Below are 17,934 nucleotides of genomic sequence, written 5' to 3' on the forward strand. Positions count from 1 at the left end.
AAGAGGCTGTTTTTACTCATTACCATTAATGTACTTATATCGACTGTTTTTCAGTAATTTTCAAAAACAATCCATCTTGATAAATATTTCCTTTTTCCTTGCTATAATCTATTATTTCCAGAATATACTTTTTAATATCTTCCGTAACACGTGAAAAGCCCAGAAGCTTTGAAACAAGTGAAATGGCATTATCAGGTTGTATGGCAACCGAGTCCTCTATGACTTTTATAATGGCTAGATTAATTTCTTCAGGTGAGATAAAGGTTATTTTCTTGGAATTAGAAGCCAGCATGCTTCTATCTCTGATGGTAGTTAATTCTTTTTCCGGATGCCATAAAAAGTCTCCTTTTTTAGATATATGGCCATTGTCAATTGCATAGTTGGTAGCATTAGTTATAGAAGCACGAATTCTGTTGCCTATTTTTGATATGCCATTGGCATCAGCTATCCTTCTTGCCATTTCTTCAAAGTGAATAGGGCTTTCCGTCATAACCACATCCTGAATCCATGTGCTAAGTTTTCCTAAGGGATAGGTATGTAATTCCTGATGAGCAATTTCTATGGGTAATACTGTTATTTCATAAACTGGATATACAACACTCTCCTTTTCTATGGGTTCTTCACGCACAAGATTTTTAAGCTCTTCCATTAATTCTTCTTCAATAATATCATTGTGCTCTGCCTGTGTCTTCGCTTTTTCTATAGCCTCGGTAAGCAAGCTTAATTCTGCTGCAGGATTACGGAACCAATCCAGACTCCATACACTCATTAAGTTCCAACCCATTCCTTCCAGTACAGTATTTCTAAGCCTATCTCTGTCACGTGTTGATTTAGCTGCCTGATAAGATTTACCATCACAATTAATGCCCAACAGGTATCTGCCAGGATTATCAGCATCTGCAATAGCCAGATCAACATAAAACCCGGCAGTACCAACTTTTTCACGAACAAGGTAACCTGCTTCTCTAAGGGTTTGAGCAACAATTTCTTCAAATGGTCGTGCCGTGTAAGGCAATTCATCTTTGTCGCTTTCAAACTTACCGTATTGTGCAAAATAAAGGAAACTCTTCAATGCTCTGATTCCAAATTTAGCATTGGGTCCCAGTGTCATATCTGATGCCGTAATATTGGTAAAGACCTCGCAGCGGTTCTTTGCTCTTGTAATTAAGACGTTTAACCTTCTCTCACCACCCTCATTATTAAGAGGACCAAAACTCATAGGAACTTTTCCATCTTCCGTTCTCCCATATCCAATACTTATAAAAATCACATCCCTCTCATCTCCTTGGACATTCTCCAGGTTTTTAACAAAAAACGGCTCATCAGCATGTGCCCTGAAATAACTTTCCACTTCCTGGTTTTTTCTTCGTCTTATTTCTATGGCGTTTTGTATTGCCTGCATCTGCGCTGTACTGAAAGCCACTACACCAAGGCTTAATTTTGGTGTTTTAAGGGCATGCTGGATCACCGCATCAGCAACTTTTTCTGCTTCCCCCTGATTGGTTCTTGTTTTTCCTTTATCATAATAGGTATCCGGCAAATGATTAAAGGATAATCCCATACGGTTTTTCGATCCTGGACTTGGGAATATAACAAGCTTATTTTCATAAAACTCTTGGTTGGAAAGGCTGATAAGTGACTCATGCCTGCTTCGGTAATGCCAACGCAGCATCTTTTGTGGCGCCCCCTGAGCATCACACATTCCCAAAATGCTCTGCATATCGGCAGTAACATTTTCCTCGTCTTCTGTATCTGTATTTAATTTATCAAAAAAACTCGTTGGAGGCATCTGTTTAGTATCACCTACCACAACGATTTGTTTTCCTCTTAATATAGCCCCTAATGCATCAACAGGCCTTACCTGGCTCGCTTCATCAAATATCACCAAATCAAAACCAATACTTTCAGGTGATAAAAAGTTAGCGATAGACATAGGGCTCATCATAATAACAGGTTTTATCGCCTGAATAGCCATACCAGCTTCCTGCAATAGCTTTCGTATAGGCATATGGCGTACCTTTCTGTTGAATTCGCTTTTTAGGATATTGATCTGGCCACCTCCATCTTGCTTAGGAACACCTTCCCAGTGTTTCAATGCTACCTTAGCTCTGTTATAGTATTGCTTAAGGACATCTATCCTTTTAAACTTAGAAATAACTTCCTCATGAGTAGAACGTTCAAATTTCCTCAATTCAGGGCTATTGAGCATAGCTTTCTCGAGGAGATGGTCATACCAGGTTTTCTGAAGCGCTGTTTTTAAATGCGAGGATGCATCATCCCAATTTTCAACCGCCTTTATAAGAAACCCTGCTCCTTGCTTTTCTACCTCTTCTTTTAAAACATTCCATGAAACTACTTTATGGATTTCAGACAGCTGCTCCAACCATCTGCTAAGTACAGAGACCTGCGCTGATAACTTAAAGTTTTCAATCCCATTTCCTTCAAAACTCAGATGTTTAAATAAAGTTTCAAAGGATGTATTCTGCTCATCAATGGCACCACTTAAGTGACCTGCATATCGTATAATATTTTCAGAATCCTTATTCTTTTCAAGAAACGATAAAATTTCTTTCTGGATTTTACCTTCTTGGATATTATTGTGGATACTTTGCAAATAGTTTGCTCCTTTTTGTAAGGCTTCCCAATCAGATCTTTGCTTTTGCCATTGGTTTCCAAATAGCTTACTTCCTAAAATATCATTGGATTCTAAAGCTAAGGAAAGCCTCTTTCCTTCCATTAATGTATTGACAAAATCCAATTTCTTTTGAATATCATCGGGCATAACAGTATTAAGTAATCCTGCCAGCTTTTTAACGCTCTTTTTATAGTCTCCAATTAAAAACTTATACCATTTACCCCCATGAGCAATTAGGTTTTGCCTTATTTCAAGGACATCCTGATTCCACGCTTCCGATATAAATACAGAATCATATTTACCATGAAGTTCTTTTAGTCTACTGCCGGTTTCTAATAGTTCGGCAATATCTGCCTTGTTGTTTAGCCATGCACCATCACTAATCGACATTGAGGTGATACCTGGATTATTAGCTGCCAACCTTGCAACAGCTAAAAGTCTTTTAGCATCTATTACATCAGCAGGCGCCTGAAATTCCATAAAATCACTTAGGGTTCTTGAGCCGCTTATCAGATTTTCAGTGGTACTTATTGAGTGTAACAAAAGATCCTTGGCCAGCTCTTCATCTTTAGGAAGAAAGACCGATAATTTACTGCCATAAAAAATTAATTTTTCAGGTTGCCCTATTTTAGAAAGTCTTACCTGAATCTTTTCAGCTAATAACTCAAAGTCCTTAATTTGTCTAAAATCCCATGACGACAAATCATTAGCTATAATTTTCGGGAATTTATAATCTTTGTTTTTATTGTTTATCATTAAAAGATAGCCTATTACATCATGGGCTGAAAGTCCACTTCCACCAATAGGTCTGTTAACTTCTGTAGAATAGGCATTTAATTCCTTAATTAAGGGATCAAGCAAACGTACCTCTTCCTCAAGATGCGCAACAGCTGGCTTACCTAGATCTAAGATTCGCTTAAGCTCCGCATGCAGTTCACGCTTATTGGCTTTATGGCTATGTAATTCAAGACACGCCTCCCCTAAATTTATACTATCCAGTCTTCTTTTTACAACTTCAAGAGCTGCCATTTTTTCTGCTACAAACAAAACCTTTTTCCCATTACCAACCGCATTAGCAATAAGGTTAGTAATGGTTTGGGATTTTCCTGTTCCCGGAGGTCCCTGAATTACCATATTCCTCCCTTCATGGACCGCCAGCATTGCGATGACCTGTGAGCTATCGGCATCTACTACCTGCAATAATTTATCTGCATCTGTTTCTTCATCAAGCCTATGCTCTTCTCCTATAGTTGGTTGTGGTTCGCTAAAGCCATCTCCAAATAAAGACTGAAGGATGGGATGGTCAAAAGGCTTTTTACTTTCCGGCCATTTGGCACTATCAAGATCATGATAAATCATAAACTTTCCAAAGGAAAAGAATCCCAATTCAATAGCATCCAGATCAACTTTCCAATTTTCAAGGTGATTAATGTGTTTCTGAATTTCATTAAAATAGCTTACAATATCAAGTTCATCCTCCTCAGGAAGATCTGGAATAGTAAGGTTAAAATCAACCATCATCTTGGCCTGAAGCGATAAGTTAGCTCCAATTTCCCCACCTGTATAAAGCAGCCTGAATCTTTCACTTGCACTGGAACGTTCCAGAGTAACCGGTATAAGGATTAGCGGAGCCATTCTCACATCCTCCGTATTCCCTTTCTCAAACCAGTTGAGCATCCCTAATGATAAAAATAATGTATTTACCCCCTGCTCTTCTATACTCGTTCTTGCAAAATAATATGTATTAAGAATTTTTGTCTGAAGCTTTTGTTCGGACTCATTGGTTTGTAATCGGGTATCATTATAGGCGTCCTGTAATTCGGCACCTGAGAGTGGTGGTAATTCAAATAGTTCTTCACTATCATCTTTTCCGGGCCTTCCTAAAAAGGTCATGGCTTTATTCTGTTTTACCAGGATATTAAAAATAGAACTTGACTGCTCTTGAACGATATGTAATCCTCGGGCTTTTGGAATTTTATAGTTTAACAAAGTATTACGCATCCCAAGATCCAACAGCTCTTTTCTTGATGCTTCTAATTTGGGAAGTATTATTTCTTTCATGGTTATTGACAATTAGGATCCTATAGTAAATATTAAACCTTAAAATGAGATCATTTTTACTGGTTAATGGCAAATTGTTAAATATAATAAAATAGTTAGTATTATATATTAGGGAAAGCCGCTTTTAAGATTAGATTATTATTTTACTACAGGATGAGATTTGCTTATTTTCTAACTTTAAGCGAGAAAATCGGAATAAAAAAATATCACTAATTGATCCAAAGAAAAAAAAACACCCAATTGGTAGCTTTTTTTTAATATTACTTAGGTTTCTACCATTCAATATCTATTGTTTTATTTCCTTTTAATTTGATTTTGACTAAGCAATCTCTACCATCTATATTTGATGCCCATGATTTTATATTTTTGTTCTATCTTAGTTTTTTTATGGTACACAAATAGGATTCATTTATCCACAAAAGAAATTTCCCATTTATGAACTTACCTCTTGAAATAGAAGATTGGTACATAAAAGAAGTTATTTACAATACTTCTTTAGAAAACCTTCCAGGAGAGGAATGGAAGTCGATTGAAAATTTTGAGAACTATGCGGTTTCCAGCTATGGGCGGGTGAAAAGTCTTGAGCATTGGATTACATCACTAAACGGTAGGAAATGGAAAGCACCTGAACGTATGATGAAGTTACAATTCATGAAATTTTTCAATAAATATCCTGATGATCAGTTTTATAATGTCATCTGTGTATTATCATCAAAAGGGAAAAAAAACAGAAAGTCCGTCCCCCGGTTGGTTTATTATTATTTTGTTGAAAAATTTGATCTAAATGACAGTCACTTTATTATTTCATTTAAAGACGATAATAGATTTAATTTAAACGCTAAGAATTTAGAGAAGCTCTCCTTTAATAAGACGCGTTTTAAAGAATCCCACAAGGACAGCGCTAAAAACAGTAAAACCTATTATAAGAGACCTGTGAACCAGTACACAACAGAAGGTGATCTGGTAACTACATTTGAAAACATTGACGCAGCAAGCAATACCCTTGGTATTGGTCGCAGAAATATTCAAGCAGTAGTAAACAAAGAGCGCCTGACTGCAGGAGGATTCCGATGGTTCTTTAAAGATTTTAGCCCTAAAAAAGAAGATTTTAAAATTTCTAAAGAAAATAAATCAATTACAAGTAAAGTGTTTAACAAGCCTCTTTGGGAAAAGCTGGGCAAACCTCCAATTGATGAGAACGACCCTCCCGCATGCATGAACCTGTCACTTGATAACCTCCCTGATGAACATTGGAAACCGATACCTGGCCTTGAAAACGGGTATGTCATTTCAAACAAAGGAAGGGTAAAACGACTTAGTGGCTGGACGACAAGCAAAAATAAAAGTTTTTGGAAAGAACAAATTATGTCTCTTAATATAAGAATTAAGGCTGGTAGAAATAAACCTTATTTTTATATTCGTGTAAATCACAAAGAGCATATGACAATGCTAATGATTTCAAGGTTACTTTATTACTGTTTTGTTGAAAAATTTGACATGAATGATAAAAACCTCATCATGGTTAATCAAAGTGAACCGTTGTGGAATCTCGATATCACGAAACTTAGATTACGCCCGAGAATTTCAGGGTCAAAAGAAAAAGAAAACATATAATACAAAAGCCTTCTGAAAGATCAAATACCAGGACGAATTAAACTGGGTAATATTTTCTATATTCTACTATATTAAGAAATGATGAAGCGCTTTTGTTTTTCTGATATTTTTTATAAGGAACAAAACCTAATTTTTCTGGTATTTTTTTACTGGCTATATTTTCTTCATCAACTGGATAAAATATATATTTGAAAGTAAAATTATTCTCTAAAAATTCAATAAGGTTTATTATAATTTCTGTACCCAACCCAATAGCTGCATACCTTGTTTTATCCAGAGACCAAGTTCTATAGATTCTGCGGTTATATTATGAATCCCACAACAACCTACAAACTGATTATTTGAGCCCAGAGCGACCATTACTAAGTCAGTATTTTTTTCTAATCCCTTTTTTGATTCTTGCACGAAAGAAAGAATGTCATTTCGATCTCCCGTCGGATTAAAAGGCATATAATGGCTGATTAGTTTTTAGTTCAATTTATATGAAAATAGGACCCAATACAATGTATTCAGTTGAATAATTGAGTATACCTGGCTTCAGAAAAGGTTAATAAAAAAAATTACATTCCTTAACCCAAGTAATTAAGACAGGAAGTTGGCCTGATTGAAAAAGTAAGGACGCAGAATGTCCTCAAAATTATAAAAGCCCTTGGCTTTGTTTTTAATATTTTCCGCAACAAAGAGTGCTCCACTTCCAAATGCTTCCCTGGAAATAGATTCATGAACCAGTCTTACCGTCTGATAAGGGAAACCGAAAATGACTTCATGCTTTCCTACAATACCTCCTGCTCTGACGGAGTTGATACTTTCTGTGTCAAGTTCAAGAGTTTCGGCAATCTTGACCGCAGTTCCGGAAACACCTGATTTGGCTTTAAAGTGCTCTTCTATGACCTCAATATCTACATTTGGTGCAATATTTTTCAATAATGATGCTGCAAACAAAAGATAATTGACCCCCAAAGTAATGTTCGGAGACCAAAATACAGTTGTTGTTTTTGCAAGATCTTTTAACACTGTAATTTCTTCATTGTCATAATGAGATATGGCAGAAATTATTTTAATTCCTTTTTCAGCCGCTTCTTTTCCATATTGATGAATACTTCCTGAATCTGAAAAATCAATGATAATATCCACAGGATGCTTTTCTAGCAAATCATTAATATCTGTATTTTCTGCTGAGTAAATCAAGCTGAGATCATCAGTATCGACTCCTAGAAATTCTTTGGCAGAGGATTTCTCCATAGCTTTACTGCTTCTTAAAACCCATTCAAGAGAAAAAACCGTGTTGAGTAGTATTACATTAGCTACCGCTTTTCCAGCTTTTCCAAATCCTATTAGACCAATTTTCATAAGGTATTTCTTTGAAGTTAGAATAATGAGAGAAATTAAAAAATAAGAAGGAGAACCCTCTTTATTTCTCTAAAGTTTGAATGATAAATTATTATCTGAATGAAAGATACAAAAAAAATAAGAAATTGAGTTTTCCAAAGAAATATGGGATTATCAAAAAAAAGGAATAAAATGCATTACAATATATGCTGCCGAGACCCAAAAAAAAATCTTATAATTTTAAAATTAGTCCTACCTTATTATTTCTAAATCAATCTATTTTTGCATTCCCTTCATCCTTTTGGCCCAGCTCTGGTAGATAGGAAACCAAACTTGATCTCCATTAGAACCATTGCAAAGTATGACAATACCGTTCTTTGTTGGTAAATCTAAAAACATGCCCGCGCTCCAGCCTTCATTTTCTCCTGTATGTCCAATTGTTCTTAGTCCTTCATAATTCATAAAACGGTACCCCAGACCACTTTCGCCCTGATCAGATAAAGGTAAAACAGGTTGCTCCATTAATGCCAAAGTTTCTGGTTTCAAAACCTTATTTAATTGCCGTGGATCGGCCATAAGGGATAATTCAGCAAAATGAGCCAAGTCCACAACTGTTGTCTGTAACCCTGCTGCGGCCTGTTCTGTAAAAATACGGTTCTTTATTGGTCTCCCTGAAGTATCATAGGCGGTTGCAGAAGTTTGTGTCATTTTTTCGGTCCATTCAAAATCTGTATGTTTCAAGCCTAAAGGCTGGAAGACATTCTTTTTCATATAATCTGCAAACTTTTCTTTTGTCTTTTCTTCAAGAAGTAACTGTGCCAGGGTGTAACCACCACCTGAATATTCCCATTTCGTTCCGGGTTCACTTATTAGAGTGACCCATTCACCATTCCTTTTTGTTTTTCCTGAAAGGGATTCTTCTAAGCTCAGGAGTTGGGTTCCTTGTTCCGCACCTCCGTAGCCATGTACCGAAAGACCTGCTGTATGACTAAGCATACGTCGTAATGTAACTTTTGACACATCGTACTGGGATTCAGGCAATTTCCATCGGGTTAGATATTGATCAACAGGCTCATCCAATTTTATATATCCTTTTTCGGTTAGCTGTAGGAATCCCCATGCAGAAAATACTTTTGAAATTGAACCGATATTAAAAATAGTTTCCTTAGTAACAGGTTTTCTACTCTTCACCTCAGCAAATCCCATACATTGTATCCATTTGACTCTTCCGTTTTCAATAACTGCGACTGCTACACCAGGTACATTGTTCTTTTTCATGGCCTCCAATCCCAGCTTCTGAATTTCAGTATATAGCGAATCTCCTTGGTTAGTTACCCTTAATTCCTTAGAACATCCTATACCATATTTCATGGTGGTGCAGGAAAAAAGAAACAGTGGAATCACAATTAATAAAAACCTAAAGTTTTTGTCGCTAATTTTTGTATTGTTATTCATTGATCTTTTTTAATATTTTGTTGATTTATAAATCTCACGTTGTTTGGAACTAAAATGTCACTAATCTCCATTTCCTTTCTTGCTTTCGAAAAGTTGTCAAACGACTCGGATTTAGATATCCTCTTCCGTTCATGTCTGTAGGCATAGCAGCAGTAAAACCCCCATTACCCTCCAGTGTCTGAGCATATTTATAAAATTAAGTAATAAACCTTTTGTTTACTACTTAATTTTCATAATTTATTCATTTTTATTCTTTAGCAAACCTTTTTACATACCAGTATGTCAATAGTGGTAATGCGAAAATTTGAAAAAGGAATGTACATAAAGATATTAATCCCTCCAGATGGTTATCGTTAGCTTTAATCATTAACTGTGGACCAATTGGCCCATTCGAAAACACTAAGATATTCACGAGATTCCAGCCAAGATGGATCGCTATTGGTAAATAAAGAGATCTTGTCGTCTTAAAAGCAAATGCGAGAGCCCATCCAAAACTACCAGTCATAACCAGGATGATAAGCATTTGAATCGGGTTTCCAAAACTACCATATGAAAACCAATGGTAAACACCAAATGCAATTGCTGATAATATACATGCCCATTTAGTCCCAAGCCTATTTATTGCAATATAGAGTAATGCTCCTCTAAAAATCAATTCCTCAAAAAGAACTGACTTTAATATCCACCATAGACTGTTAAGAATCATCTGTGTGGATATTTTCTGGTTGCAAATCCAAAAATTATTGGCCCAATACACGTTTATGATATGATAAACTGAGCAAACCAAACTGGCCATCACAAGTCCTATAAAGAAATCTTTCAGCCTTTTCTTTGTTAACTCTAGTCCTAGGACTGTAAGCTGTTTTTTTTCCATTAACCATAGCAAAAGCCACGATAAGAACAATATGATAATAATGCCAATCATAGTAAAAGCTTTTTTCTTTTTTCAAATATTAAATATAACTCAAGTATCTGAAAATAAAAAGTGTATATAATTATCAATGGATTGCATAAATAAGTCAAAAATTGAAATTCCTTTTATTTTTTGTTTTCAATGTTTTCCTCAAAACAATAAATTATTTATTTTAAAGCCTGAGCAAAAAAAAATGATTCTTTAATTACAAAATATATGTTTCTTGAACCTATAAATTAAACATGGCTATTTTTTGATGATCTTAAATGTTTCAATTGCCCCTTCGCTTAAGACAACACTGCCCAGATATACGCCAGTGGACAGTATGGATAAATCGATTTTGAAATCTTTCTAGTCAATTGATGTTTTACTGATTATTAATTTTCCACTGATATCGTATATTAATAATGATTTTATTATTTTTTCGCTAGATATGGTAAAATTATCCTGTACTGGATTTGGATAAAAATTAAAACTATTAGTTTTAGTTTTATTACTCGTGGCAGGAATTAAATTATTCAATTCAACCACCCATCCTGCAGCGAATATTGGAGGGGTGGTGTTGTCAAACCCACAAATATACTTATCATCATCTGATATGCCCATTCCTGTACCAGAGAAATAAAGATGATAGCCATAACCCTTATTTTTACATCCTGTTAAACCGTAAAGGTCAAAAGATCTTATTATCGATATCCCGACTACCTTATTGCTCTTTTGTAAAAGAATTTGACATGAATGATAAAATATTGGTCACAGTTAATGAAAATGAACCACTATGGAATCTCGATGTATATAAGCTTAAATTAAAAGCCAGAATTTCTTTATTTAAAGAAAAAGACAAATGAAAAAACCCTCTTGAATTTTAATCAAGAGGGTTTCATTAATTTATTTTGATAAATCTGCCTTATTTTAAAGAAGATGACACTCAAGTACTTCTAGTTTTGATAATAAAGCCAATCTGTTTTATAATCGCTACACCCACTAAATAAATAGGTGTCAAAGGCTAATTTAAATCTATACTTTTTCTTTTCTTTGAAAGCCTTTGAAATTCTTCCGGGAACAATTGGAATTCGGTATTCCTTAGACTCTGCACTTTTAAGACATGTCATTTTCCCTAAACATTTCTCAATGTTTAAACAGTTCGCTCCATCAAAACTATATTTTGTATCCAGATATTGTTTTGATTCATCATTGTAAACCTGTATATCTGTGGGTCTGGCCCATATAGCAGAATATTGCTTGGGAACTTTTATTTTTTTGCCTTCTATGTTTTTGATGACAAACACTATTTCTCCATTTTCCGAAAGTGAGTTGTTAGAAAATGAGAGTTTACAAGCCTGCTGCGCAGATACAAAACTTACAAAAAGAACCAAAATAAACTTATACATAATAAATTTTTATTTAAAAAAACGTGAATTTGCAAAATCATTGTACTGAGATTGGTACGCTCTAATAAGTGCTGGATTTGCTGTCATATAATTATAGAATTGCTTGGCTTTATTCCAATATCCTTCCATATTAGAAAATGATGCCTTCGGTAGTTTATCATTAAATAAGGTATCATGATATGCAAGAAACTCTCTAACTTCATAAATACTTAAATTTCCTGCAAGGCCCATTACCCCTCGTTGGTAAACATGAATAAATTCGTGATGAACAACTCTTATAAAAACGGCCACAGAACTTTTAAAAACGTGGGTAGCAATGGTTACTTCCTGGGTCTCAAATGCCTCTCCCCCCGTTAGTCCCGAGAACTCATCACTTTTTACATACTCCATGGTATATTTACCTTTAATATTAGCATCCAGGTTATATTTAGAGTTCACTAAATCAAATGCACCTTGGTAATTCTTCGCTTTTACTAACTGCCTGAATTCTTTTCTTGTTTGCTTATCAATCAACAAATTATCAGAAATTTTATGCATTGTATGATTGAATAAAGCCACGATACCGCCAATCTTAACGCCATCCCAGAAATTCCCTCCTGAAAGAGCAGAACCTACACCTCCTGAAAGCATTCCAAATGCCACCGTACCTGCACCGCTATAGGCAGCATCTCCAGCCACTTTTCCATATCCGTAAGATACAAAACTTGCCAAAAATGCACTTGCAGCAGCTGAGAAAAAGTTACCTCCCTGCATAAAACTCAGTGTTCCCTGTACACCCGCGTGGACGAGCCCTTTTAGGGCTTCATTTCCTACACTCGCCGTAGCGGTTGAAAAAACATCCCCGATAACAGTTGTTATCCCGGCACTTATCAAACTCATCACAATGGTAGAATACAAGTTCAGAATATTAAATTTTGCACCGGTTATCAAAGTAATGGCTGTATAGGAAACAACAGCAAAAACAAGTGCTTTCACAATAGGGATCGCTAAAAACTGCCAGAATTCCCCACTCGTATCATTAAACATCAGTGGATTATTGAGAACATATCCGTATTTATTATAATTCTGGGTATTGGTAGGATCCTGAATGTGTTCATCTGCATTTAAGAATCTTCGGAGCAATGGATCATACAACCTGCCATTCATGTGGATGATTCCAATATCCATGAAATGCTCGTGGCTTGTATAACCACGATCGATTAAGCCGAATTTTTCCATGGCTCCCTGTATTCCTGATTTTTGGGTAATTATAGTTCCAGTACCTATCTGTAAATGGGTAAAGTTACCCCAAGCATCAAAATGTCTTTGTTCCAGTTTTTTACCTTCTGCATCGCTTATTGCAAGAATACTTCCTAAATAATCCTTATGCAAAAATTTGTAAGAACCAGATGTTTCTTTATAATTCTTCAAATAAACAATATTGCTCTCGTAGGGTGTTCCACCAATATAAAGAGTATGTCTTTCGAATTTTGTACTATTATCAATCGTTACTTCAAAACTTCCATCCTCACTATATAATTTTATGAATTTACCCTTATTGGATACAAAATTACCTCCATAAGAAACTTTCTGGCGCATTGATGTTAGTCCATACTCAAAATCAACATCTCCCCTCAGCCCATCAATGAATATAGGATCATTATTTTCATTATAGGTAACGAACTGGATCAGATCATTGTTATAATTCTGGGTTCCGGCTGCATTTAAAGTCATACCTGTTGGCTGGTAAATCTTTGATGAATTTTCAAATTTGATCACTCCCACCTGGTCGTTTTCTGTAATCCTTCCTTTGACATCATAGATATTCCGGTTAGCAGATGGCTTAACTCCCGTTACGGGATCTGTCCAGTTGACCAAACGATTATTATCATCGTAATCAAATGACTCATTAATATTAAAATCACCTCCTGTGCTTCTGCTTTTTAACTCATTCTTTATAGCATCAAATGCATATGATATTTGAAGAATATTGGGTTTAATAGCAGAGGAATGGCTGATGTTGGTTAAGAATCCGTTACTGTCATAAGAATTAGTAATAGTGGCAGCGCCTAATTTAGAGGTTAGAGTCTGCCCTTTGGCATTGGTACTCTGAAGTTCCCAAAGAACTAGACCCGTCTTTTTATCCATTAACTGATACAGATCACCGTTCCAGGCATTATACTTATGTATAATCGTTACAGCAGTAACAATACCCGCAGAAGATAAACTTTTAGTATAAGATATAACCCTTGACTTATCATCATAGAAAAATCCGCTTTGAGCGTAAACCCGCCCATTACTGTTTTCAATGTTAGATTTCATTCTACCATATGTGTCAAATTCAACACTCGAACTATAAGATTTTCCGTTTGATGTTCCTGACTTTAAAATATTCCTGCCAAAACTATCATATGTAAAAGTGATATTTTTAATGGTAGAAACCCCGTCCGATGATAATTCTACCTGATTAATGAGCTGCCCTAGATTATTGTACGTATACTCTTTTGTTCCTTTTGGACTAATAATTTTCTTCGGTTGTCCGAGTCCATCATATTCGTATTTATATACTCCGTTGGATGGATCATTAAATTCAGATTTTCTTCCCCAAACATCATATTTGGTGGTAACAATATTTTCTGCATACTGAGCTTTGATCTGCTGTCCAGCTGCATTGTAGGAGAATTGTATTGTTCCTCCTTTATCAGTTGTAGTCACTACATTGCCTAAAGCATCAACAGTTTTAGAGGTAATTCTTCCATAATCCGCCGGGTTAGATTCCTTAACAGTAGTTGTCAATCCTGAAGCAATAGTCTCGATCTGTTTACCATTAAATGCAGTAGCTGTTACCTTCATGATAGGGAATACAGAATCATCATAAGCAATGGTATTCCATTGGGAAGGGCTCTGCCCTTCAAAATAAGTCTCGGATTCTGTGATCTTCCTTCCCAGTACATCATATTGAATATCTTTCGATACGAATTGTCCCTGCCCAAATGCTTTTGTGGAAACTTTGTATTCTTGTCCCAACCTGTTGGTATACTTTTTAGAAACATTACCGTCAGGGTCGTACTGAGTAATAGTAATATTAGAATTGTTATCTTTATCGTACTGGTAGGTGATTGTACCTTTAAGATTGGTTGCAGCAGTCAATAATTTACCCCAGCCATCATAAGTATTAATAAGCATATTACCTAAGGCATCGGTATGCTTTTTTATCTGCCCCCAATCATTGTACTCTATATTTGATTCTAATCCTAAATTATCTGTCTTTTTCTCAACAAATCTACCTTTTGGTTCATACAGGCTTGTCTCTGTTTGGGTTTGAGAATCTGTGCTATTGCTGACCGTTTTTCCAATGATATTGCCAAAACCATCATAATTATAGGTTTCCAGCACATATGCAGTATTGTCCTTATTCCATGTTTTTAAGGTTTTCGGTAGATTATTCTCATAGGTGTATTCTTCTTTGGAAGATTTGCTGTCGCCATATGCCTGTACGATATCGGTTTTAGATTGGGGACGGCCCACAAAGTAATCTGCTCCAGTGCCTGACAAGTTATGAATATATTCAAAATTGGAAGTGGTTGTAGCATAACCGTTATTAACACTCGTAACACTTTGGCTAGGAAGATAATAATCTCCATAGTCAATTAAGGTATTCATTAGTGTATTATTTAGGAAATCCTTTATCTTTGTGCCCTTTACAACAGTAGCTGTCACCACCTTTGGCTTATCGGTATCGGAAATCGGTATGGTCGCTAATTGCCCGTTCAGCAATTTATAAGATTCATATAAGGTAGACTTGAAGCTCATTAACTGCGTATTGGTCTCAGAAATATCTACCGGGAAAATGCTGTTTTCATTGTTAGTTCTAATGCTCCATTCTTTTACAGGGACTCCATCAAAAAGTGGATCAATTTCAACACCAGACCATACCTTGGTATTTTCAAACCCATCAGCATACCAGGAGGACCGAACAACCTGATGATATCCCATCATACCTTTTCCCTGCATATGCCCTGTCATTCCCCTGTATCGAAAATCCTGTTTTCTTCCTTCCTGTCTAAGCTGAGATACAGCATAGGACTCGTCTACTCTGTCTAAAGAGAAGTAAGGGTAATATTCTTTTCTAACCTTCTGATAAAAATTTGGATTAGTGCTATTATTCGGAATTGCTTCTAAATAATCTACCGACGTAATGACACCTCCCTGAGCAATAGATTGTACTTGTGCTAATCTACTGACAGATGAAGGAGATTTGAGTTTATGTAGCCTTTGTTTCCAGAATAAGAGCACATCATAATAATTATTATTAATTTTCACCTGTGAGGTGATCGGAGAGAATAAAGTAAATTCACCGACATCAAAAGTTACATAATTAGTTCCTCCATAATTACCACTGGTTACAAAATCCGGACTTCCACTTGTTAGAGTCCCATTCGCACTATAGGTGGCAATATTATAGCCAAAGTATCTTGAAAGTATGACGCCGCTTGAATTAACTTGACCAGCTTTGTTAAAAGAGTTTATATGTACAATATCTGATTTACCGTCCTTATTGATATCTGATGCAGAATAAAAATTCCTGTAAATATTAAAAGTGGGGTAACTACTGTTTTGATAATCATTAGGTTTTCTATATTTCAAAAAATTTGTTTTTAAGAAATTAGAAAAGCTTTTTTCAGTACCCATATAAAATCTCCAGTTATCTTTTTCTTGTGTATCGGTGGTTGGTATTGCAAAATCGAGATTTCTGTCACCGTTGAAATCTCCGAATAATACCGGAGAATCGGATGCTTTTGTTTCAGCCAAATTCCCAGTGAATTTTATTTTCTTGAGATAATGATTGGGAGCAGTTTTAACAAACTCAAATACAGTATAGGCTGTGTTGGATACATTAATAATATCCACTTTCCCATCACCATCCACATCCAGATACTGTTGTTGATAATACGAACTTTCATTGATTCCTGAATCAACGGTGTAGTTCGATAAGGGATTGCTTGGATTTTTTAAATCAACGATATAATTTCCCACCAAATAGGTATAACAGTTTAGTTCGTGGCATGGAGGAGGTTTGTTGGCATCATCACCTGTTAGTTCTGAGGTAGACTTTAAATTATCGCATCCTGGAATGGGTTCAAACTGACATTCTTCTTTATTGATCGTCACAAATACATCCGATATACCATCGCCGTTGATATCACCTTCATTAAACGATGCTTTTTCCACTCGGCATCCTACACCCCCGCCCTGATAAGTACAGTCCGGATCAACATAAACGACTTTTTCAAAAACTTTAACAAAATTATTATTTCTGAAAATGTAACCTACTACTTTTCCGCTTTCGTATTGGACAATTCCATTTCCGTTATAGACTTGCCCCTCTTCATCTAATAAAGTATGTACAATTTTAGCTTCGGTATTAAAAAATTTGCCCGTAGAAACATCGGTAAAGGTGTCATTGAGCCCTCCCAGCTTCACAATGCCATTATTAAGAATGAAATCCAAATAAGAGTCTCCATTAAAATCACCGGTCAGTTTTACGTTATCAAAACTATCTACATTGTTATTTGAAAATTCTAAAATCGGCTGTGTTGGGTTAGGATAAGTAAAATTTACCGGATTGGCTGCTATATTATCAGTATTGTATTCTGTTATTTTATCAACTACCTGGTAATTCGTTCCGTTTTTAATATAATTAACAATGTATTTTTTAAATTGGTTTCCATTTGAAGCTACCTTAATTTCTGTTAATATTTTCTTTTGGGTAAAATCTTTCCCACCTACATAAGATTGTTCAACCAGGTCTCTGGTAGCATAGGTAAGAATGATTTCATTAAAATTAGGCTTGTTAAGAAGTTCATTACCACCCCAGGAAATTGAGCTTAATACAGTTACATTGCTTTCCTGTTCATAATTGTAGTTGATAACATTCCCCTGTGCATCTATCCATTTTACAATATTATATTCGATAGGTGTTCTGGCTGCGTAATCAAATGCAGGCGCTCCTTCCCATGTCCCATACCAAGCTCGTGAGCCATCTTCAAATGTTACTTCAAAATATGCAGGACTATTCAAAGGTTCTAATATATAGTAAGCTTGTCCTACCGACTTAATTTTCACACTTGAATATTTCTCAGTAACATATTCTGCTCCATCCTTACCATATTCTCCTGATTTGAGAATAAGTCTTTGCCCATTAAAGCTATAATAATCGGAATAATCTAATTGTACCCCTGTAGCTTCACCATCTTTTTCGACCGTTTTTCCAACTCTTGAAATAGCTGTTAGACCTGACAGGTTCCAACTATATCCAGCAATTCCATTGTTAGAGCCACTTGTGTAAATTAGGTTAACCTGTGGAGCAACAGATTTTACTCCCGGAGGTAGGGCAACAGGCAAAGTAAACTGCAATTGTCCAGCTCCGTTAACATCAATATTTCCCTTAGTGTCATGGAAACTTTGCCCTGAAAGCAACTGTGAAAATCCTAATATAATTATACAGGATATAATGGATGAGAACACATTCATCCTTCTTGCGTAAAGTTTCATGG

The 17,934-nt window shown here is 35.6% G+C and carries 10 protein-coding genes; 1 reads left to right on the plus strand and 9 read right to left on the minus strand.

Going from position 1 to position 17,934, the window contains the following annotated elements:
* Positions 1-34: 34 nt before the first annotated feature.
* Positions 35-4,696, minus strand: a complete 4,662-nt coding sequence (gene proA / locus J7E44_RS04785) for an anti-phage protein ProA (RefSeq protein ID WP_214826089.1) — start codon at positions 4,694-4,696, stop codon at positions 35-37.
* A 435-nt stretch (positions 4,697-5,131) separates the two neighbouring features.
* Here proA and J7E44_RS04790 point away from each other — a divergent pair, with 435 nt between their 5' ends.
* A complete protein-coding gene (locus tag J7E44_RS04790; RefSeq protein WP_214826092.1) occupies positions 5,132-6,310 on the plus strand; it encodes an NUMOD4 domain-containing protein in 1,179 nt (392 codons plus the stop codon).
* A gap of 37 nt (positions 6,311-6,347) precedes the next feature.
* On the opposite strand, the gene J7E44_RS24180 is transcribed toward J7E44_RS04790, so the two are convergent.
* The 8 genes from J7E44_RS24180 to J7E44_RS04825 all read right to left on the minus strand — a co-directional run bounded on the left by J7E44_RS24180 (position 6,348) and on the right by J7E44_RS04825 (position 17,932).
* The gene (locus J7E44_RS24180; protein ID WP_214826094.1) at positions 6,348-6,557 is read right to left on the minus strand and encodes a GNAT family protein; all 210 of its coding nucleotides are present in this window, start codon (positions 6,555-6,557) and stop codon (positions 6,348-6,350) included.
* The gene (locus J7E44_RS04800; RefSeq protein WP_214826096.1) at positions 6,539-6,760 is read right to left on the minus strand and encodes a hypothetical protein; all 222 of its coding nucleotides are present in this window, start codon (positions 6,758-6,760) and stop codon (positions 6,539-6,541) included. The genes J7E44_RS24180 and J7E44_RS04800 overlap by 19 nt, the downstream gene beginning before the upstream one ends.
* A gap of 132 nt (positions 6,761-6,892) precedes the next feature.
* Complete coding sequence (locus tag J7E44_RS04805) at positions 6,893-7,660, minus strand: 4-hydroxy-tetrahydrodipicolinate reductase (protein WP_214826098.1); 768 nt, start codon at positions 7,658-7,660, stop codon at positions 6,893-6,895.
* Positions 7,661-7,915: 255 nt separating this feature from the next.
* Positions 7,916-9,094, minus strand: coding sequence for a serine hydrolase domain-containing protein (locus J7E44_RS04810; RefSeq protein ID WP_214826099.1), 1,179 nt, complete (start codon positions 9,092-9,094; stop codon positions 7,916-7,918).
* A 247-nt stretch (positions 9,095-9,341) separates the two neighbouring features.
* Positions 9,342-10,019 carry a CPBP family intramembrane glutamic endopeptidase gene (locus tag J7E44_RS04815; RefSeq protein ID WP_214826100.1) on the minus strand — a complete coding sequence of 226 codons (678 nt, stop codon included), beginning with the start codon at positions 10,017-10,019 and terminating at the stop codon, positions 9,342-9,344.
* Positions 10,020-10,358: 339 nt separating this feature from the next.
* Positions 10,359-10,538: a T9SS type A sorting domain-containing protein gene (locus J7E44_RS24185; RefSeq protein WP_353050444.1), complete on the minus strand. Its 180-nt coding sequence runs from the start codon at positions 10,536-10,538 to the stop codon at positions 10,359-10,361.
* Between the two features lie 407 nt (positions 10,539-10,945).
* Complete coding sequence (locus J7E44_RS04820) at positions 10,946-11,398, minus strand: hypothetical protein (RefSeq protein ID WP_214826101.1); 453 nt, start codon at positions 11,396-11,398, stop codon at positions 10,946-10,948.
* A gap of 9 nt (positions 11,399-11,407) precedes the next feature.
* Positions 11,408-17,932 (minus strand): RHS repeat-associated core domain-containing protein, encoded by a 6,525-nt coding sequence (locus tag J7E44_RS04825; protein WP_214826102.1) that lies wholly within the window; start codon positions 17,930-17,932, stop codon positions 11,408-11,410.
* Positions 17,933-17,934: the final 2 nt, after the last annotated feature.

This window comes from Chryseobacterium sp. ISL-6 (assembly GCF_018613715.1).
GTDB classification, from domain to species: domain Bacteria; phylum Bacteroidota; class Bacteroidia; order Flavobacteriales; family Weeksellaceae; genus Chryseobacterium; species Chryseobacterium paludis.